17 protein-coding genes are annotated in these 18,931 nt (G+C 66.0%); 5 read left to right on the forward strand and 12 right to left on the reverse strand.

Features of this window, described 5'->3' with window-relative positions; all coding sequences use genetic code 11:
* Window positions 1-8 precede the first annotated feature (8 nt).
* From EAV90_RS23280 to dctP, 3 genes are read right to left on the reverse strand one after another with little or no spacing between them, the layout of a single operon-like run.
* Complete coding sequence (locus EAV90_RS23280; protein WP_129144792.1) at window positions 9-1,364, reverse strand: TRAP transporter large permease; 1,356 nt, start codon at window positions 1,362-1,364, stop codon at window positions 9-11.
* Complete coding sequence (locus EAV90_RS23285; RefSeq protein ID WP_129144793.1) at window positions 1,361-1,918, reverse strand: TRAP transporter small permease; 558 nt, start codon at window positions 1,916-1,918, stop codon at window positions 1,361-1,363. Before EAV90_RS23285 ends, EAV90_RS23280 begins: the two co-directional genes overlap by 4 nt.
* Window positions 1,915-2,934 (reverse strand): TRAP transporter substrate-binding protein DctP, encoded by a 1,020-nt coding sequence (dctP, locus tag EAV90_RS23290; protein ID WP_129144794.1) that lies wholly within the window; start codon window positions 2,932-2,934, stop codon window positions 1,915-1,917. The genes EAV90_RS23285 and dctP overlap by 4 nt, the downstream gene beginning before the upstream one ends.
* A 123-nt stretch (window positions 2,935-3,057) precedes the next feature.
* Here dctP and EAV90_RS23295 point away from each other — a divergent pair, with 123 nt between their 5' ends.
* Window positions 3,058-3,741, forward strand: coding sequence for a GntR family transcriptional regulator (locus EAV90_RS23295; RefSeq protein ID WP_122404449.1), 684 nt, complete (start codon window positions 3,058-3,060; stop codon window positions 3,739-3,741).
* A gap of 56 nt (window positions 3,742-3,797) precedes the next feature.
* Here the strand turns inward: EAV90_RS23295 and ftsH are convergent, their stop codons facing one another.
* A complete protein-coding gene (gene ftsH, locus EAV90_RS23300; RefSeq protein ID WP_129144795.1) occupies window positions 3,798-5,639 on the reverse strand; it encodes an ATP-dependent zinc metalloprotease FtsH in 1,842 nt (613 codons plus the stop codon).
* Between the two features lie 347 nt (window positions 5,640-5,986).
* Between ftsH and EAV90_RS23305 the strand changes: the two genes are divergently transcribed.
* From EAV90_RS23305 to EAV90_RS23315, 3 genes are all read left to right on the forward strand, one after another.
* Window positions 5,987-6,349: a copper resistance CopC family protein gene (locus EAV90_RS23305; RefSeq protein WP_122404447.1), complete on the forward strand. Its 363-nt coding sequence runs from the start codon at window positions 5,987-5,989 to the stop codon at window positions 6,347-6,349.
* Between the two features lie 7 nt (window positions 6,350-6,356).
* Window positions 6,357-8,012 (forward strand): copper resistance D family protein, encoded by a 1,656-nt coding sequence (locus EAV90_RS23310; protein ID WP_129144796.1) that lies wholly within the window; start codon window positions 6,357-6,359, stop codon window positions 8,010-8,012.
* 68 nt (window positions 8,013-8,080) lie between these two features.
* A complete protein-coding gene (locus tag EAV90_RS23315; protein WP_129144797.1) occupies window positions 8,081-9,268 on the forward strand; it encodes a CaiB/BaiF CoA transferase family protein in 1,188 nt (395 codons plus the stop codon).
* 33 nt (window positions 9,269-9,301) lie between these two features.
* On the opposite strand, the gene EAV90_RS23320 is transcribed toward EAV90_RS23315, so the two are convergent.
* The 4 genes from EAV90_RS23320 to EAV90_RS23335 all read right to left on the reverse strand — a co-directional run bounded on the left by EAV90_RS23320 (window position 9,302) and on the right by EAV90_RS23335 (window position 13,552).
* Window positions 9,302-9,985 carry an SDR family NAD(P)-dependent oxidoreductase gene (locus tag EAV90_RS23320; protein ID WP_164937072.1) on the reverse strand — a complete coding sequence of 228 codons (684 nt, stop codon included), beginning with the start codon at window positions 9,983-9,985 and terminating at the stop codon, window positions 9,302-9,304.
* A complete protein-coding gene (locus tag EAV90_RS23325; RefSeq protein ID WP_129144799.1) occupies window positions 9,982-11,181 on the reverse strand; it encodes a sialidase family protein in 1,200 nt (399 codons plus the stop codon). Before EAV90_RS23325 ends, EAV90_RS23320 begins: the two co-directional genes overlap by 4 nt.
* A complete protein-coding gene (locus EAV90_RS23330; protein WP_122404443.1) occupies window positions 11,178-12,602 on the reverse strand; it encodes a sodium:solute symporter family protein in 1,425 nt (474 codons plus the stop codon). Before EAV90_RS23330 ends, EAV90_RS23325 begins: the two co-directional genes overlap by 4 nt.
* 227 nt (window positions 12,603-12,829) lie before the next feature.
* A complete protein-coding gene (locus EAV90_RS23335; protein ID WP_129144800.1) occupies window positions 12,830-13,552 on the reverse strand; it encodes a DUF72 domain-containing protein in 723 nt (240 codons plus the stop codon).
* 88 nt (window positions 13,553-13,640) lie between these two features.
* Here EAV90_RS23335 and EAV90_RS23340 point away from each other — a divergent pair, with 88 nt between their 5' ends.
* A complete protein-coding gene (locus EAV90_RS23340; protein ID WP_122404441.1) occupies window positions 13,641-13,856 on the forward strand; it encodes a hypothetical protein in 216 nt (71 codons plus the stop codon).
* 1 nt (window position 13,857) lies between these two features.
* Here the strand turns inward: EAV90_RS23340 and EAV90_RS23345 are convergent, their stop codons facing one another.
* From EAV90_RS23345 to EAV90_RS23360, 4 genes are all read right to left on the reverse strand, one after another.
* Window positions 13,858-15,006, reverse strand: coding sequence for an amidohydrolase (locus EAV90_RS23345; RefSeq protein ID WP_129144801.1), 1,149 nt, complete (start codon window positions 15,004-15,006; stop codon window positions 13,858-13,860).
* A gap of 185 nt (window positions 15,007-15,191) precedes the next feature.
* The gene (locus tag EAV90_RS23350) at window positions 15,192-16,280 is read right to left on the reverse strand and encodes a mandelate racemase/muconate lactonizing enzyme family protein (RefSeq protein ID WP_129144802.1); all 1,089 of its coding nucleotides are present in this window, start codon (window positions 16,278-16,280) and stop codon (window positions 15,192-15,194) included.
* A gap of 74 nt (window positions 16,281-16,354) precedes the next feature.
* The gene (locus tag EAV90_RS23355) at window positions 16,355-17,548 is read right to left on the reverse strand and encodes a M20/M25/M40 family metallo-hydrolase (protein WP_129144803.1); all 1,194 of its coding nucleotides are present in this window, start codon (window positions 17,546-17,548) and stop codon (window positions 16,355-16,357) included.
* 82 nt (window positions 17,549-17,630) lie between these two features.
* A complete protein-coding gene (locus EAV90_RS23360) occupies window positions 17,631-18,875 on the reverse strand; it encodes an MFS transporter (protein WP_164937068.1) in 1,245 nt (414 codons plus the stop codon).
* Window positions 18,876-18,931: the final 56 nt, after the last annotated feature.

Below are 18,931 nucleotides of genomic sequence, written 5' to 3' on the forward strand. Positions count from 1 at the left end.
CTCCTCGGTCAACGCGACGGCGCGCCCATCACCAGATTGGGCAGAAAAGTGGAGATCGACGGCACCAGGCAGAGCAGGACGACCGCGAACGCCATCAGCAGGACGAAAGGCAGCGTGCCCCAGATCACGTCCCGCAACGGGATGTCGGGCGCGATGTTCCTGATGACGAAGATGTTGAGTCCGACCGGTGGATGGATGAGGCCCATCTCCATCACGATCGTCATCACCACGCCGAACCAGATCAGGTCGAAGCCGGCGTCCTTGAGCGGCGGCAGGATGATCGGCGCGGTCATCAGGATGATCGAGACCGGCGGCAGGAAAAAGCCGAGCACGACCACCAGCACCAGGATCGCGCCCAGCAGCACCCATCGCGACAGCTGCATCGCCACGATCGCCTGCGCCGCCGCCTGGCTGATGTGGAGATAGCTCATCACATAGGAGTAGAGCAGCGACATGCCGATGATGAGCATCAGCATGGTCGATTCCTTCAGCGTCGATTCCAGGATCGGGCCGAGATCCCGCGGGCGCCACACGCCGTAGATCGAGGCGATCAGGACCAGCGCCAGGATGCCGCCGAGGCCGGCGGTTTCCGAGGGCGTCGCATAGCCGCCATAGAGCGCGATCATGACGCCGCTGAGCAGCACGACGAAGGGCAGCACGCGCGGCAGCGCGCCGAACCGCATCGCCATGGTGAAGCGCTCATTCGACAGGATCGGATGCTGCGCCGGATCGGCCGCATAGGCGCGCTGCGCCGCGTTGTATTCGGCCTTGAACCTCAGCACCGCGTAGATCGCGAACAGCAGCACCAGCAGGAGGCCCGGTCCGATGCCGGCGAGGAAGAGGCGTCCGAGCGACTGCTCCGCCGCGACCGCGTAGAGGATCATGGTGATCGAAGGCGGCAGCAGGATGCCCAGCGTACCGCCGGCGGCGATCACGCCGGCGGCGAAGCCGCCGGAATAGCCGCGCTTGCGCATCTCGGGGATGCCGGCCGAGCCGATCGCCGAGCAGGTGGCCGGAGACGATCCGGCCATCGCGGCGAACAGCGCGCAGGCAAACACATTGGCGATGCCGAGACCGCCGGGAATGCGGCCCATCCAGACATGCAGTGCGCTGTAGAGGTCCTGTCCCGCCTTCGACTTGCCGATCGCGGCGCCCTTCAGGATGAAGAGCGGGATCGCCAGCAGCGTGATCGAGGCCATCTCCTCGTAGACGTTCTGCGTCACCGTATCGAGCGATGCGGCGGGCATGAAGTAGTACATGAAGACGACGGCGACCGCGCCGAGTGCGAGGGCGATCGGCATGCCCGAGGCCATGACGGCGAGGGTCGCACCACCATACATCAGTCCGACGGCAAGCGTGCTCATTTGCTCCTCCATGCGTCGATGCTCGCGGCGAGCTGAAGCGCGATCTGCAGCGTCATCAGGGTCATGCCCAGCGACATCATGCTGTAGGGAATCCACAGCGGCGGAGCCCAGGTCGATCCGGACACCTGGCCGTCGACCCAGGCTTCGTGGAACAGCGTCCAGGATTTCCAGGCGAAGAAGCCGCAGAACAGCAGGCTCGCCATGTCGACCACGAGCATGCGGATCGCGTTGCCGCGTTTCGACAGATAGCCGGTGAGGGCCTCGATGCCGATATGGCCGCGCCCGGCCTGCACGAACGCGGTCGACAGGAACGTGGCGCCGACCAGCAGGAACACCGCGGCCTCGTCCTGCCAATAGGTGGCCGCGTTGAAGAAGTAGCGCGCGCCCACGCTGTAGCTCAGGATCGTGCTCGCGACGATGAGCGCGATCGAGCAGAGCACGACGATTGCCCTGTTGAGCAGGGTCATCGCGCGGCTGATGCGTCCCACGGGGGAGCCGGAGCGCGCCGCGGGCACGGCGGCGGAATGGCCGAGATCGATGCCGTGCGCGCTCATGAGCCGGCCTCCATGGCAAGCTTGATCAGGCGGGCGCAGTTCTCGTTCTTGCCAGCGTAGTCCTTCCAGGCGGTGTTGCGCGCAAGCTCACGCCAGGCCTGAACCGTCTTGTCGTCGAGATCGTGCACCGTCGCGCCGGCGGCCTGGTAGACCTTGGCGACGCGGACGTCGTCCTCCACGGCCGCAGCGCGGCCGAACGCTTCGAGCTCGGTGCCGACCGAGACGATGATGTCGCGCTCCTCGCTCGAAAGCCGGTCGAACACCGCCTTCGACATCACGAGCGGCTCGAGCATGAACCAGTAGCTCTTGGCTCGCCCGGTCGTCAGATGCTTGGCGAGCTCCTCCAGGCGGAACGAGGTCAGGCTGGTGGACGAGGTGAGGGCGGCATCGCAGGCGCCGATCTGCATCGCCGCATAGAGTTCGTTGGAGGGCAGCGACAGCACCGAGGCGCCGGCAGCCTGCACCACGAGATCCATCTCGCGCGAGCCGCCGCGAATCTTCATGCCCTTGGCATCGCCGACCTCGACCAGGGGGCGCGCACGGCTGGCGACGCCGCCGGCCTGCCAGATCCAGGTGATGATGACGAGACCCTTGGCGGCAAGGAATTTGCTGAACTCCTGGCCGATCGGCTTGTTCTTCCAGCCGAGGCCTTCGTCGTAACCGGTGACGAGGCCCGGCATCAGGCCGATGTTCAACTCGGGAAGATCGCCGCCGGCGTAGGAGATCGGGATGAGGCTCATGTCGAGCGCGCCTTTGCGCATCGCTGAGACCTGCGCGTTGGTCTTCATCAGCGACGAGCCCGGATAGATCTCGGCGGTCATCGCACCTTTGCTGCGCTCCTGGATCTGCGCCGCGAAACGCCGGCAGAGCCGGTCGCGGAAATCGCCCTCGGTTGCGGTGCCTCCAGGAAACTGGTGCGAAATCTTCAGGGCCGTGGCCGCACGCGCCTCTCCGAACCGGAGCAGCGCCGGGGCCGCGATGCCCAGGGCCAGGGCTTGGCGTCTCGAAATCCTCATTCCATACCTCCCGTCGCCAAATTGCATTTTTTATTTCTGATCTTGCATACAATTACCATATGAACTGCATGCTGTATGTTTTGTCAAGGGTATGGTATGGAACTGTGAGATCGGATGTATACAATGAGCCAGGCCTTCAGACTGAAGCAGTCGATCGAAGACGCTGTGATTGCAGGGGAATTTCAGCCCGGCGATCGCTTGGACGAAGCCTCGCTGGCGGAGCGATTCGGCGTGTCGCGGACACCCATCCGGGAAGCGCTGCTGCAGCTCGGGGCCGAAGGCTTCATCGATGTTCGCCCGCGACGCGGCGCCATTGTCAGCGTCCCGTCACCAACCCGGCTGTTCGAGATGTTCGAGACCATGGCCGAGATCGAAAGCGCCTGCGGACGGCTGGCCGCACGGCGGCTGACGCCGGACAATGATGCGGCGATGGAAGCTGCGCACCGGGCCTGCGAGACGGCCGCGCGGAACGGCGACAGCGAGCAGTACTACGCCGACAACCGCAACTTCCACGAAGCGATCTACCGCGCCAGCCGCAACAGCTTCCTGGCCGATCAGGCTTTCGCCTTGCACAAGCGCTTGAGTGCCTATCGCCGCATCCAGCTTCGGGCGCGCAACCGGCTGCTGCAATCGCTGCAGGAGCATGCCGGCATTCTGGAAGCGATCCGTGCCGGCGACGAGCAACTGGCCGCAACCCGCCTCCACGACCACGTCCTGGTGCAAGGCGAACGGTTCTCGGACATGGTCCTTGGCCTTTCACCCGGCGGCCAATCTCCTGCCGAAAGCAGGAGGCAGACGGCGAAATAGACGTGGCCGCCAGCATCTGGTCTGGGACGCAGACCGGCTGCCGTGCGGCGCGCCAGTTAGATGGCCCGCAGCCCTTCCTTGGGCATCTCCCGGATCAGCGCATCGATATCGTTCTGCTCGAGCGTCTCCTTCTCCAAGAGCTTCTTCGCGGCGCGGTCCAGGATCGGCCGGCGCGTGTTCAGGATGCCCTGGGTGCGTTGGAAGACCTGATCGAGGATGGCCTTCACCTCGCGATCGACCGCGGCTGCAGTCTCTTCCGCATAGTCGCGCTCGCGCGCCGGATAGGGGCGGTCGGCGCCGGCAAGGAAGTTGCCGGGATCGCGCTCGTAGGCGACGCCGCCCAATCTCTCGGACATGCCGTAGCGCGTCACCATGCTGCGGGCGATGTCGGTCACGCGGCGCAGATCGTCGGCCGCACCCGTGGACAAATGACCGAACACGATCAGCTCCGCGGCGCGGCCGCCGAGCAGCACCGCCATCTTGTTCTCCAGCTCCTCCTTGGTCATCAGGAAGCGGTCTTCGATCGGTCGCTGAATGGTGTAACCGAGCGCGCCGACCCCGCGCGGGATGATCGAGACCTTGTGCACGGGATCGGTCCCCGGCAACGAGAGGGCGACGAGGGCGTGGCCCATCTCGTGATAGGCGACGATCTCGCGTTCCCTGGTGTTGAGCAGGCGGTTGCGCTTTTCGAGGCCCGCGACCATGCGCTCGACCGCATTGTTGAAGTCAATCATGCTGACCGCGTCGGCCCCGCGACGTGTCGCCAGAAGCGCCGCTTCATTGACGAGATTGGCGAGGTCCGCGCCCGTGAAACCCGGGGTGAGCGCTGCAACGGCGTCTGCATCGACGCCATCCGCCAGCCGCACCTTCTTCATGTGCACCTTCAGGATCTCGATGCGGCCCTTCTTGTCGGGCCGGTCGACCAGCACCTGCCGGTCGAAGCGGCCGGCGCGGAGCAGGGCGGGATCGAGGATTTCGGGCCGGTTGGTGGCGGCGAGGATGACGAGCCCCGACCGCGAATCGAAGCCGTCGAGTTCGACGAGCAGCTGGTTGAGCGTCTGCTCCTTCTCATCGTGGCCGCCCGCGAAAGCGCCGATGCCGCGGGCGCGGCCGAGCGCGTCGAGCTCGTCGATGAAGATGATGGCCGGAGCCTTTTCATGGGCCTGCTTGAACAGGTCCCGCACCCGCGCGGCGCCGACGCCGACGAACATCTCGACGAACTCCGAACCCGAGATCGAGAAGAACGGCACTCTGGCCTCGCCGGCAACGGCCTTCGCCAGCAGGGTTTTGCCTGTGCCCGGGGGGCCGACCAGCAGCACGCCTTTCGGCATGCGGCCGCCGAGTCGGCCGTAGTCGGTCGGGTTCTTCAGGAAATCGACGACCTCGCGAAGCTCGTCCTTGGCCTCATCCACTCCGGCGACGTCGGCAAAGGTGACCCCGGTGTTGGATTCGACATACACCTTGGCCTTGCTCTTGCCGATGGCCATCAGCCCACCGCCGATCCCGCCGCCTTCCGCCATGCGGCGGCCGATGTACCACCAGACCCCGAAGAACAGCAGCACGGGCATGACCCACGACAAAAGGTCACGCAGAAACGTGCTCTCGATCTGGCCGGTGAATCGGACGTTGTATTTCTCCAGCTCCTGCGCAACGTCCTGATCGACGCGCGTGGTGACGAATTGTTTTTGGCCGCCGGGCAGCGGCTCCTTCAGTGTGCCCTGCAGGGTGCGGTCGGAAATGCCGACGGCATCGACTTTCCCCTGGCGCAGCAATTGCTGGTATTCACTGTAGGGGATCACGGCGGTCTGGTGCGCCGTGGAGATCAGATACTGGATCAAGAAGACCGCGAAGATCGCGGCCACAGCATATCCAAGATTGAAACGGATATTCTTGTTCATGCGAGAGCCAGATCCGATCGTGTTGCGGCCGCGCCGCGTCGAGGCGCATTTTTGCGCGCTCGGGCCCGGTACGCGGCCGGACCTGCATCGTTATCGACAAAACTTCTCCTGCTGCCTTCAGTTCCGGATACGCCAGTGCGCTTGGGGTGAGAGGCGCAGGCCGGGCCCTTGCTCAGCCGCCGCAGCCGGTGTGTCGCAGCGGCAACAGCCGGTGCTTTTCCGCGGGTTGTAACCGGGTTGGCGCTCGCGCGCCCTTGCGAAGGGCGTCCCGGTTCCAACATAGGCACGGACCACGCGCCGGCGGGCGGTGCGGTGGCGAGACGGCTACCGGCAGCGAGTGAGCAATCATGCGCGTGTTCGTTCGAATCGCGATCCTTCTATCTGCCATCTGGTGTCTAGCCGACCCGAACGCAGCTTGCGCACACGCCATCATCGTGTCGTCCTCGCCGGCGGCCGGTGCGACCGTATCGGGCGATGCGGTCGCGATCAGCCTGCATTTCAACAGCCGGATCGATCGCGCCCGTTCCAAGCTGACGCTGCTGGCTCCGAACGGCGCCGCGCAGGCGCTGACGCCCGCGGCCGATGCGCCGGCCGACGAGCTCAAGGCCGAGGCGGCGCGGCTTTCCAGTGGCGCATGGCACCTGCGCTGGCAGGTGCTGAGCGTCGACGGACACATCACGCGCGGCGACATTCCGTTCATCGTTCACTGACCTCACCTTGTACCTGTTTCTCGACATCTTCGGCTATCTGTCGGTCGTCCTGCGCGGCCTGATCCTGATCGCCCAATCCTTCGCACTCGGCGGTCTCGCCTTTCAGATGCTTTTGTGGGGGCCGTTGCAGCCGCAGCTCTCCGTGTTCGGCCTCTCGATCGAGGAGAAATGCCTGACGGTGCTGAAGGCCAGCGCCTTCGCGTGGGCGATCCTCACCGTCGCCTCGCTCGGCCTCAATACCGCCGCGCTGGTCGGAACGCTCCAGGTGCCCTGGAGCGAAGCTGTCACCGCCGATTTCGGCCGGGCGGACTTCGTCATCGCGATATGTGCATTCGGCCTTGCCGTACTGGCGAATGGTCGCGCGCAGGCCCTGCGATCCGCTGCGCTCCTCGCGCTTGCGCTGCTCGCGCTCGCGATGCAGACCAGGCTGACCCACGCGGCGAGCCGGCCGGTCGTCAGCTGGCCGCTGCTCCTGTCCGATGCCGGACACATGCTGGGCGCCGCGACATGGATCGGCGGGCTTCCCTATTTCCTGATCGCGCTGAACGGCTGCAAGTCGCCTTCCGACTGGCGTCTCATCGCACGGCGCTACTCGCTGATGTCCATGGCCGCAGTCGCGGCGATCGTCGGCGGCGGTCTCGTCATGGCCTTCGATTACATCGGCTCAATCGAGGCGATCTACGGCACCGCCTATGGCGTCATGACCCTCGCCAAGGTCGGGTTGCTGCTGATGCTGCTCGCGCTTGGCGCGGGCAATTATTTCCTGGTCGAGCGGCTGCGGCGCGACGCCGCAACGCCCATCCTCCGCCTCAAGCGCTTCGCCGAGGTCGAGGTCGGCATCGGTCTCACCGTTCTGCTCGCCGCTGCGTCGCTGACGTCATTGCCGCCCGGCGTCGATCTTTCGCGCGATCGCCTGAACTGGCAGGAGATCGTCGAGCGCGCTACGCCGCAATGGCCGCCGCGCCTGACCAGCCCGGACTACGACAAGCTGACCATCGCGCAGCTCCAGGCCAGGATCAGCGTGTCCGATGCCGGGCGCAGCAGCGCGCCATCCGCCTACGTTCCCGGCGAAGGCACGATCCTGCCGCGCAACGCCGAGGACATCGCCTGGTCCGAGTACAATCATCACTGGGCCGGCGTCTTCGTGGTGTTGATCGGGCTGCTCGCCTTGATCGAGCATTTTCGCTGGGGCCGCTGGGCGAGGCACTGGCCGCTGCTGTTTCTCGCGATGGCCGCCTTCCTGTTCCTCCGCGCCGACGAGCAGGCCTGGCCGCTCGGGCCGGCCGGTTTCTTCGAGTCGCTTCGTGATCCCGAGGTGGCGCAGCATCGGATCTTCGTGCTGCTGATCGCCGCGTTCGGCCTGTTCGAATGGCGCGTGCGGCTGCGCGGCGACAAGGCCGGACGCGCAGCGCTGGTGTTTCCCCTGACGACCGCGCTCGGTGGTGCGCTGCTGCTCACGCATTCCCATGCCATCGCCAACATCAAGGACCAGCTGCTGATCGAGATGAGCCACACACCGCTGGCGCTGTGCGGCATCGCTGCCGGCTGGGCGCGCTGGCTCGAATTGCGTCTCGACGGTCGCGTCCGCGAGGTCGCGGCGTGGATCTGGCCAGTCGCCTTCGTCCTGGTCGGGCTCGTCCTGCTGGACTACCGCGAAGCCTGAGCGCCCGCTGCCATCTTGCCGTGGCAACCATTCCCTGTAATCTGATCAAAACACCGGGGAAGAGGCCGATGGGAGGAGTTTTGGAGGGCGTGCGCGTGCTCGATTTCGGGCGCTACATCGCCGGGCCCTATTGCGCGACCTTGCTGGCGGAGTTCGGGGCCGACGTCATCCGAGTCGAGAAGCGCGACGGCAGCGAGGATCGTTTCGTGGCGCCGGTGGGCGAAGGCGGCGAGGGCGCACTGTTTCTCCAAGTCAATCGCAACAAGAAGTGCATCACGCTCGATCCGATGAAGGCGGAAGGCCAGGGGGTGATGCGCCGCCTGATCGCGACCGCGGACGTCGTGGTTGCCAATCTGCCGCCGCAGACCCTGCGCGCGATGAAGCTCGATTACGAGTCGTTGAAGGCGATCAAGCCGGACATCATCCTGACTACGGCGACTGCGTTCGGCGGGCCGGGCCCCTGGTCTGACCGCGTCGGCTTCGACGGCGTCGGGCAGGCGATGTCGGGCTCGGTCTACATGACGGGCGCGGGCGATCCGCCGTATCGGGCCGCGGTGAACTGGGTCGATTTCGGCACGGCGCTGCATTGCGCGTTCGGCACGCTCGCCGCGCTGATCGAGCGCGGCAAATCCGGACGCGGGCAGATCGTCGAGGGCGCGCTGCTCGCAACCGCGCTGTCCTTCACCAATGCCAGCCTGATCGAGCAGGCGGTGATCAACGTCAATCGCGTTCCGACCGGCAATCTCGGCCAGACCGCAGCGCCGGCCGACATCTACCGCACGAAGGACGGCTGGGTGCTCTGCCAGGTCACCGGCCATCCGCTGTTCAAGCGCTGGGCGAGGCTGATCGGCGAGGAGGAGCTTTGGCTGAACGATCCGCGCTTTGCCGACGACATCAGCCGCGGAAACAACGGCCGCATCATCAGCGAGCGGATGGCGCGCTGGTGCGCCGAGCGCACCACGCAGGAAGCCGTCGACGCGCTGGGCCAAGCGATGATTCCGACCGGTCCCGTCCTCAGCCCGCAACAGGCGCTGGATCATCCGCACATCCGCGCCGCCGGTTTCATGCAGGACGTCGATTATCCGGGCCTGCCGAAACAGGCGCCGGTCGCCCGCGCCGCGGTGCGGCTGTCGGAAACGCCGGGCAACATCGCAACGCGTCCGCCGACACTCGGCGAGCACACCGATCTCATCCTCGCCGAGCTCGGCTATGACGAGGCGGCGATCGCGGCGCTTCGGCGAGGCGGCATTATCTAGCTATCAGGGTGCAAGCTCTGGGATGGCGGGCGCTCAAAGCGAGCTGCCGCCGCAGATGACCAGCTGCTGTCCGGTGATGGCGGCGGCTTCGGCCGAGAGCAGGAAGGCGACTGCGCCGGCCACTTCCTCGGGGCGGATGTAACGGCCGAGTGGCGGCAGTCTTGGTGCAACATCAGCGCGCGAGGGATTCTCCAACATCGGCGTCTCGGTCGCAGCCGGCGCAACCACGTTGACCGTGACGCCACGCGGTGCAAGCTCCATTGCCCAGGACCGGGCCAGCGCGATCAGCGCCGCCTTCGTCGCGGCATATTGCCCGCGTCCGGGCGCACCCGATGCGGTTCGGCTGCCGATGAAGACGATGCGCCCGCCCTGTGGAAGGCGCGGTGCCAGGGCGTCGGCGAGACGCTCGGCAACCTCGACATGCAGCCGCCACATCGCCGCTCCCGCCTCGTGATCGAGCGACCCGAGCTGACCGACCCTCAGCATCCCGGCGGCATGAACCAGTGCGGTCGGCGCGATGCCCGCGACGGTGTCCGCGATGGCCCTGACGTCGGCAAGGTCGAGCGACACATGATCGAAGGCCGGATGCTCCAACAGACCGGGCCGCCGGCTGATCCCGGTGACGCGCCAGCCGTCGCGCAGCAGCCGCTCGACGATCGCAGCGCCAATCCCCGAACTGGCGCCGGTGACGAGAGCGTGAGGCCGCATGTGCATCATCTCAGTCCCGGGCGCCGCGCGTTCACCCATGGTTCGGTCACACGCACATATTTGATGGCGCGGCGGTGGAAGGTGAACGCCATGTGGAGCGCGCCGTCGGCGGTCTGCTTGATGGACGGATAGGACAGCTCGCGATTGCTTTGCTCGCGCGAATTGTTGGTCATGCAATAGCCATCGCCGGTCTCGACGTTGCGCCTGGTCCAGCTCCGTCCACCGTCGGCCGAGACCGCCAGCGTCATCGGTGCCCGCGGCGCACCCCAGAAGGCGGTGCGTCCGTTCGCCGTGCTGCCGTCGGCGGCGAGGACCGGTGGCAGATTATCTTCGATTTCGTCATAGAGCGAGAGCCGACGCCCGGTTGCGTCATTGGCGCTCGAGTCGTTGAACACGAGTGCGAGATGGCCGTTCACGAGACGCGTAAACTGGATAGACGAGTTGTTGTTGGGAAGCGCGGTCGCAACCGGCGCCGACCAGCTGCTGCCGTGGTCGACGGACCTGCTCTGATAGATGTTGTCGGCCCAGCGGCTGCGATACAGCGCGAGCAGCGAGCCGTCGTCGAGGCGCGCGACGCACATATGCACGCAGCCCCGGCTGCCGGGGACGTCGACGTCCCGCCAGGTCGCGCCGGCATCCGACGAGATCTTCACCGCGCTGGTGTCCTCGTCGCCGTTCCATTTCCGGCCCGGTGTGCTGTGGCAATAGAACACGGGCAGTAGCCAGTCGCCATTGTCGAGCACGACGACCGGCTGGCGGATGAAGGTGCCGCGGCCGCGCTGCTCCGGGAACAGCGTCTCGATCGGGCCCCAACTCTTGCCATTGTCACGCGAGAGGCGGCGGCGGATCAGCGCGGTGTCCTGGTTTCCGGCGAGCTGAGCCGTCCACATCAGCCACAGCGTGCCGTCGGGAGCGGGAAACAGCACCGGGTTCTGCTCCGAACGTCCGGTGTCATCGGAGAGCTTTTCGGCAGGCGACCACTGTGTCGCGCCGCGGGATAGGCGTGAAAAATAGATGGAGATATCCGACATACCCTCCTGCGTGCCGCCGAACCAGACGCAAGCCAGATCGCCGCCCGCGAGCGGCATGAGATTGGCGGCGTGGTTCTGGACGCAAGGCGAGGGGATGAAGGCGTCGAACCGTTCGGGATCACCGGCCACCGCGCGGACGACGCCATCGGCGACGATCTCCATGTCGGCGATCATGTCGAGGTCCTTTCCATCAGGGCATTTCGTTGCGCCGCCCGCGCGCTGGGCGAGCGGCCCAGCACCAGGTGCTCGATTGCCATCACGATCAATGGCGTCGCGGCGGCGACGTACATGTTGTCGATGCCGAACGGGTTGCCCAGCAGGTACCAGACCGTGGTCGACACCGCCGCGCCGATCAGCCCGGCCGTGGCGCCGCGGTTGCTGGCAAACAGCGGCAGATAGAAGCCCATCATCGCCACCATCGTGATCGACAGGCGCAGCGCGCGCGTGAAGAACGACAGCTTGAGGATCTCCGGAACGAAGAAGACGAAGACCAGCGGCACGATGCCGATCAGCACCGAGAACACGCGGGTCATCTTCAGCTCGCGCTCCGGCGTCGGCTTCCAGTATGGAACGTAGAAGTCGCGCACCACGAGCGAGGCGATCGCGAGCGCCACCGTGCAGACGCTGACGAAGATCGAGGCGACGAGCGAGGTGGTCACGAAGGCCGAGGCCAGCGGCGGCATCTTCTCGAGGAACACCGGCAGGGCGTAGAGGCTGTTCATGTCGGGATAGAGGAATTTCGCGGCGACACCGACCAGCGCGAGCAGGATGCCGAGCGGCAGGCAGAACGCGGCAGCATAGAAGGTCGCCTTGCGTGCGTCGTCGGCGCTCGGCGTCGAGGAGATCGCCTGGACGATGAACTGCGTCGAGAAGATCGCGCCGACCGTGCCGAAGGTCCAGGCAAAGATGGTCGCAAAGCCGATCTTGCCGTCCCAGCTGAAATAGTAGGCGGGCAGCTTGGCCTGCATCGGCGCAATCCCGCCGGTCAGCGACATCGCCACCGCAAAAATGATGAGGATGCCGACGACCTTGATGGCGCTGTGCAGGATCGTCACCCAGGCGACGCCCTTCAAGCCGCCGAACACGTAGTAGAAGGTGCTGACGAATGCGATGATGCACATCGCGACGGGCAGGCTGACATGGAGCGCGGTGGCGATCGCGGCTGCCCCGCTGACGTAGTTGCCGACGTTCACCAGCAGCAGGGCGTAGATCATGATCACCGATACCGTGAGCATGGTCGACTTGCCGTATTTCTGCGCGATCGCGGCCGAGATGGTGTATTCGCCGGAATTGTAGAGCTTCTTCACCATCAACAGCCCGAACAGCAAGAAGCCGATCGAGGCGCCGAGCACGGCCCAGCCTGCCGCGATGCCCGATTGGAAGGCCTCCTGCGCCGTGCCGACGGTCGACTTGGCCCCTACGAATTCGCTCATCATCAGCACGCCGACGACGACGGCCGGCATTGCGCGCGCGCCCGTCATGAACTGATCGCTGGTTCGGCTGCGCAGTTTCAGCGTGAGCCAGGACGTGAAGGCGATATAGGCGACGATCATCGTGACGATGAGCGTGCTCTCGCCGTTGAGGATGGCTTGCATCGTTGACGTTTCCTCTGGTGACGCGGACGCGGTGTTGTGAGCCCGCTGTATCCGACTGGATCGGTGTTCGGAATGCGAACAATTGTTCTTTGTCCCCATTAGACCTTCCCGGACAACATGCGTCAAGCGCGCTGAGGCGGGGCCGCCCGGCAGGCGTGCGATCAGCGGGATTCCGTTTGCTTGGTCCAAGGGAAGGCCGGGTTGCGTGGCGAGCCGGCGTCCGCCTGCTACAGCAATTGCTTCAACGCCTCTGCATCGGCCGGCGCTGCGCTCTTCTGGTCGTTGTCGAAATAGACGTAGACGTCGCAGCCCTGCCGCTTCCACGACTTGATGCGCTTCGCCCATTGCGTCAGCATGGCCTTGGTGTAGTGCCCGTGATAACGCCCGCTCGGCCCGTGTCCGCGCACATAGACGAAATCCGCGGTGCGCTTCCACGGCGCCGGCGCATCGTGATGATCGGACAGGCACAGCGAGATATTCTCGTCGGCCAGCATCCGCAGGATGCGCGGCTGATACCAGCTCGGATGACGGAATTCGAAGCTGTAGCGCCGCTTCCGTGACAACAGCTTGAAGAAGGACGCGAGCCGGTCCGCATTCGCCTCGAACTGCGGCGGCAGCTGGAACAGGATCGGGCCGGCCTTACCGCCGAGCCGCGAGATGCGGTCCTCCAGCAGCTCGAGGCTGTTGACCGAGCGGTCCGACAGGCGCTTCCAGTGCGTGATGAATTTCGACGCCTTCCAGGCGAACACGAAATCGCGGCCGGTCTGCTCGCGCCATCCCTTCACCGCTTCCGGCGTCGGCGTGCGGTAGAACACGCCGTTCAGCTCGGTGGTGTCGAACTGCCCGGAGTAGTAGCGCAGCTGCTGCTTCAGCGTCACGCCCTCGGGAAAGAACGGGCCTCGCCACGAGGCATAGTGCCAGCCGGAGGTTCCGATCAGAACGCGCGCCATCGCTCACGTGCCATCCGTTGCCATTTGCCGGAGGGAACGTCCGTGCGGCCGATACGTTGCTCTGGGCATCAACGCAGGACAGGAACCGATGTACGCGCTGTTCGAAGGCAACAAGCAGATCGGCAATCCCTTTCCGACCGAGAAGGAGGTGTGGGAAGCCGCCTTGATCGAGGGCCTCGTGACCGACGTCCCCGTCGCGGACGAGGAGGGCGGCCACCTGTTGCCCGCCGGCTATCATGTCGAGCGGGTGGACGAGGTTTGCGAGCCGCGGCCGGATTGGAAGCTGCCACACGAGATCTCGTGAGCTAGTTCGAGGCCAGCGCCGTCTTGGCGACCTCAGCCATCCAACCGGAGGCCACCGGCAGGATCGCGTCGTTGAAATCGTAGCGCGGGCCGTGCAGCTCGGCGCCCTCGCGTAACTCGCCATTGCCGATCCAGACGAATGCGCCCGGCCGCTGCTGCAGGAAGTGGGCAAAGTCCTCACCGGCCATGCTGGGCGCAAGGTCGCGCCGCACGGGCGCCTGCACCTTTTCCGCGGCGATACGCGCGAGCTCCGCTTCGGCCGGCGTGTTGATCACGACGCCGACGCCCATGACGATCTCGGGCGTGACCTTGACGCCAAAGCCGGTCGCAATCCCCGCGCAGGTGCGTTCGATGCCATCGAGGATGGTGCCCTTGACCGCCTCGCGGTGGTACCGCAGCGTGCCGCGGATGGTGACGCGTCCGGCGATCTGGTTCGGCGCGGTGCCGCCTTCGATGGTGCAGAGCGACAGCACGGCAGTGTCGAGCGGATCGACGCCGCGCGAGGTGACCGATTGCAGCGCCACGATCAAATGGCCAGCGGCCACCACCGGATCGCGCGTCAGATGCGGCATGCCGGCGTGGCCGGCATGGCCCTCGATGGTGATGGTGATGCGCCCGCCGGAGGCCATGACGACACCGTCATGGACCGCGATGGTGCCGGCGGCAAGGCCCGGCCAGTTGTGGAAGCCGAATATCCGCTCCATTGGAAAGCGGTCGAACAGCCCCGCCGCGACCATCGCGCGCGAGCCGCCGAATCCTTCTTCGGCCGGCTGAAAGATGAAATCGACCGTGCCGCTCCAGTCGGCGTCGGCGGCGAGCAGTGCTGCTGCGCCGAGCAGCGAGGCGGTATGCCCGTCATGGCCGCACGCATGCATCACGCCCGATGTCTTTGAAGCGTAGGCCAGGCCGGTGTCCTCGGTGATCGGCAGCGCATCCATGTCGGCGCGCAGGCCCACCCGGCTGCGGGCGTGCCCGCGCGTCAAGGTCGCGACGATGCCGTGCCCGCCGATGTTGGCTTCAAAGGGGATGCCGAGCTCGGCGAGCCTGTCCTGCACGAAGGCGGCTGTGGCTTTTTCCTGGAGCGACAATTCGGGGTGGGCATGCAGGTGCCGGCGCCACGCGGTCAGTTTCTGGTGGAGTTCGGGGGACAAGGTGGGTGTCTCTCGCAAGTTGTCTGCCGCCACCTTAGCGGATTATCGGGCCTACGCATCCCACGCAGGGGTATGGCTCGCGTGCAGCCGCATCGTCATGGCCGGGCTTGACCCGGCCATCCACGTCTTGCTTCGCAGCTGAAAAGAACGTGGATGCTCGGGACAAGCCCGGCATGACGGGTGCCCTAAGGCGCCAGCTTCGCAAGGCCCTTCCAGTCAAAGCCGATGCCGTGCCCCGGCCGATCAGGCGCCAGCGCCAGCCCGTCCTTCAGCACCAGCGGATGCTCGATATATTTGTCCAGCCCGAACCCGTGCGCCTCCAGATAGGAGCGGTTCGGGCAGGCCGCGAGCAGGTGCACGGTGATGTCGTGCGCGCCGTGGCTGGTGACCGGCAGGTTGAACGCTTCCGCCAGCCGCGCGATCTTCATGAAGGCAGTGACGCCGCCGCAATTGGTGACGTCGGGCTCGGGATAGGACACCGCGCCACCGGCGATGTAATTCTTGAACTCCCACAGCGAGCGCAGATTCTCGCCCGCCGCGATCGGCACGCCGCCGGCCTGCATGATGCGCGCGTGCCCGGCGACGTCGTCGGGAATGATCGGCTCCTCCAGCCAGGTCAGGTCATAGGGAACGAAGGCACGCGCGGCCCGGATCGCCTCCTCGACCGTCCATTTCATGTTGGCGTCCGCCATCAGCGGAAAGCCGTCGCCGAGATGCTGTCGCATCGCGGAGACACGCGCGATGTCGGACTTGAGATCGGGCCGGCCCACCTTCATCTTGATGGCGCGAAATCCCTTGGCGAGGTTGTCGTCGGTCTGCTCGAGCAGCGCATCGACGGAGAGATCGAGGTCGATGCCGCCGGCATAACACGGCACGCGCGCGTCAAAACCGCCGAGCAGGCGGAACAGCGGCAGCTTGGCGCGGCGCGCCTTCAAATCCCACAGCGCGATGTCGAGCGCGGAGAGCGCCAGCACCACCGGCCCGCCGCGGCCGCCATAATGCAGCGTCCACCAGACGTGATTCCAGATCGCTTCGGTGTCGTCGGCCTCGCGCCCTTCGATCAGTGCAGGGATCTCGCGCGCGAGAATGTCGGCAACAGAACCGCCATTGCGGCCGACGGTGTAAGTGTAGCCGACACCCTCGGCGCCATCGGCATCACGGATGCGGCAGGTGATCAGCTCGAACGCGGCGATCTCGCCATGGGTGGAGTCGGAGAGCGTAATAGGGAGAGGGATCCGGTAGAGTCCGGTCTCGGTCGTCGCGATGCGCGCCATGGTTCCTTCCTGTTTTTTTCTTGCAGGCTAGGACGATGCGCACCGCTCGGCAAGCGCGCATCGCGCAAGGCACCTCACCGCATGGTCGCCAGCTGCAGCGCCAGCGCGCAGGCGCGGTCGTATTCGTCGAGATTGATCCATTCGTCGATCGTGTGCGCTTCATTCTGCCCCGCGCCGAAGGTCACGGTCGGAATACCGTGACGGACCATCCAGTTGGCGTCCAGCCCGCCATTGGCCGCGCGCACGTTCGGAGTTCCGCCCACGGCCGTTACCGCCTCGATCGCGCGTTTGACCACCGGCAGGCTCTCCTTCATCCGGAAGGGATAATAGTCGGTCTCGGCCTTGAACTTGACCTTGCCGGACTTGCCTTGCGCGTTGGTGACCTTCTTGGCCGCCTTCTCGAAGGCGGCCTTGTAGGCCTTGGTGATCTCCTTGAAGAATTTTCCGTCATGGCTGCGGCATTCACCGCGCACATGCACGTAGTCCGTGACGACGTTGGTGGCATCGCCCGCGGGGCGGCCCTCGCCGCCGGTGACGGGGCCGACATTGCTGGTGCCTTGCTTCTTGCCCTTCACCACCTTGCCGAACCAGCCGCCGGCCTTCACGTCGGCCAGCGCTAGCGCCATGATCATGGTCGCGGAGATGCCGCGCTCGGGCGAGACGCCGGCATGCGAGGCGCGCCCGAAGATCTCCACGGTCCAGCGATCTGCGCCGACGGCGCCGATGACGACGTTGGACGCCGAGCCGCCGTCATAGTTGAAGGCCATCGCCGGCGCGCCAAGCTCATCGAGCTTGACGTGCCGCGCGCCGTAGAGCCCGCTCTCCTCGCGCACGCAGAACAACAGCGTGATCGGCGGATGATCGAGCTTCTGCCGTGAGAGCTCGGCGGCCAGCGTCACCAGCACGCCGCAGCCGCAGCGATTGTCGCCGCCGAGCGCGGTCTTGGCCTCGTTGACGATCTTGCGCCCCGACAGTTTCGGCCTGGCGCCGGCGCACAGTGGCACGGTGTCCATGTGGGTCATGAACATGATGCGGGGCTGGTTGTGCAGCACGCCGCGGCCGGGCAGATCGACGATGAGATTGCCGGTCTCGGTCGGCACCGGAATGCGCGTGTTGGCATCGTCGAGCCGGATCGCCTTCGCCGGCACGCCGGCCTCCTTCAGCGCGGCCGTAAGCTCGCGCCCGATCGCAGCCTCCTGTCCCGTCACGCCCTCGACGGCGAGAAAGCGCATGAGGCGATCGGTGGCGGCTTTGTGGTCGACAGGCATGGACTGGAATTCCCTTGATGCAGGCAGCGGCGCGGGGGCGAACGGTTAGGCGGGCTAAAGCTCTTCGCTCTATCCATCCATCCTACGAATTCGCGCTCGTGTAAGTCAAAAAGATCAGCACGCCGAGCGCCAGCGCCGCCGCCATGAACAGTAGCACCGCCGGCAGCCCCGCAAGCGCGGCCACCGCGCCGGTGACCGACTGCATCAGCGCAGTGCCGAGAAAGAAGGCGAGATTGAGAGCCGCGAGTGCTTTCCCTGCGACCTGCGCGTCGACGAGTTGCCTGGACATGCCGAACAGCAGCGGCTGCGCGGAGGTGAAGAGCCCGATCAGCACGAACAGTGCCAGATCGTAGTACGGCGGCATGACGGTCACGCCGAACAGCCATGCAACGGCAAGGTGCGGGGCTCCCAACGCCATCAGTGCGAGCAGCAGTGCCGCGACAGCGTGCGTGCCGACGACCAGTTCGCGACGGCGGCCGAGCCTGCGGTCGACCATGCCGATGCACAGGGGGCCGGCGATCATCGCCAGCGTGAACGCGCCGAGCTGGTTGCCGGCTTCGACCCGCGTCAGTCCCTTGACCTGCATCAGCCATGGCCCGCCCCACAGGCCGCGCAGCACCAGCGAGCTCGCCAGCGACACCAGCGCCAGCGCGATGAGGCCTCGCAGCGGCCGCGACAGGCCGAGCCTGACAACCTCGATCATCTGCGCCAGCGGCGAGGAGTCGTCCTTGTGCTCGGCCGGCTGGTTCGGCACCAGCGCGAACACCGCGAGTGCAACGAGGATGCCGCCGAGCGCCGAGATCCAGAACCCCGCGCGCCAGCCATAATGGTCGATCACGAAGGCGAGCGGACTCGACGACAGCAGCATGCCGATATTGCCGATCGAGAGAATGGCGCCGGACCACAATCCGAACCGCGCGGCGGACAATTGCTTGGCTGCGAGCGTCATCGGGCACATCAGCATGCCCGAGGTGGCTATGCCGAGCAGCAGCTGCCCGACGGCGAAGCTTTCCGGTCCCGTCGCAAACCCGGACGCCACCGCGCCAAACACGGTTCCTGCCAGCAGGCTCAGCGACACCGGCCGCACGCCGAACCGGTCCATCGCCGCGCCAACCGGGATCTGGGCCGCCGCAAAGGCGAAATGATAGATCGAGGTGAGGCTCGCCAGCGCCTGCGGCTCCATGTGGAAATCCGCCGCCATCAGGTCGAGGCTGACGGCCGGAATGGTGCGCAGCAAGGTCGAGAGCATGTGGCCGCAGGCGAGCGCGAGCAGCGCAAAGATCAGCGCGCGGGTGGCGATGCCCGCGTCGTTGGCGGCAGTGGTCATGAGCGTCCCGTCCCTAGAAGGTTTCTGTACGGCGTACATGATCACGGATCGGGCGC

The sequence above is a fragment of the Bradyrhizobium vignae genome, from assembly GCF_004114425.1.
Classification (GTDB): domain Bacteria; phylum Pseudomonadota; class Alphaproteobacteria; order Rhizobiales; family Xanthobacteraceae; genus Bradyrhizobium; species Bradyrhizobium vignae.

Coding starts and splice junctions, on each gene's coding strand:
- EAV90_RS23280 (WP_129144792.1), bottom strand. CDS start 1,364: ATGAGCACGCTTGCCGTCGGACTGATGTATGGTGGTGCGACCCTCGCC.
- EAV90_RS23285 (WP_129144793.1), bottom strand. CDS start 1,918: ATGAGCGCGCACGGCATCGATCTCGGCCATTCCGCCGCCGTGCCCGCG.
- dctP (WP_129144794.1), bottom strand. CDS start 2,934: ATGAGGATTTCGAGACGCCAAGCCCTGGCCCTGGGCATCGCGGCCCCG.
- EAV90_RS23295 (WP_122404449.1), top strand. CDS start 3,058: ATGAGCCAGGCCTTCAGACTGAAGCAGTCGATCGAAGACGCTGTGATT.
- ftsH (WP_129144795.1), bottom strand. CDS start 5,639: ATGAACAAGAATATCCGTTTCAATCTTGGATATGCTGTGGCCGCGATC.
- EAV90_RS23305 (WP_122404447.1), top strand. CDS start 5,987: ATGCGCGTGTTCGTTCGAATCGCGATCCTTCTATCTGCCATCTGGTGT.
- EAV90_RS23315 (WP_129144797.1), top strand. CDS start 8,081: ATGGGAGGAGTTTTGGAGGGCGTGCGCGTGCTCGATTTCGGGCGCTAC.
- EAV90_RS23320 (WP_164937072.1), bottom strand. CDS start 9,985: ATGATGCACATGCGGCCTCACGCTCTCGTCACCGGCGCCAGTTCGGGG.
- EAV90_RS23325 (WP_129144799.1), bottom strand. CDS start 11,181: ATGATCGCCGACATGGAGATCGTCGCCGATGGCGTCGTCCGCGCGGTG.
- EAV90_RS23330 (WP_122404443.1), bottom strand. CDS start 12,602: ATGCAAGCCATCCTCAACGGCGAGAGCACGCTCATCGTCACGATGATC.
- EAV90_RS23335 (WP_129144800.1), bottom strand. CDS start 13,552: ATGGCGCGCGTTCTGATCGGAACCTCCGGCTGGCACTATGCCTCGTGG.
- EAV90_RS23340 (WP_122404441.1), top strand. CDS start 13,641: ATGTACGCGCTGTTCGAAGGCAACAAGCAGATCGGCAATCCCTTTCCG.
- EAV90_RS23350 (WP_129144802.1), bottom strand. CDS start 16,280: ATGGCGCGCATCGCGACGACCGAGACCGGACTCTACCGGATCCCTCTC.
- EAV90_RS23355 (WP_129144803.1), bottom strand. CDS start 17,548: ATGCCTGTCGACCACAAAGCCGCCACCGATCGCCTCATGCGCTTTCTC.
- EAV90_RS23360 (WP_164937068.1), bottom strand. CDS start 18,875: ATGACCACTGCCGCCAACGACGCGGGCATCGCCACCCGCGCGCTGATC.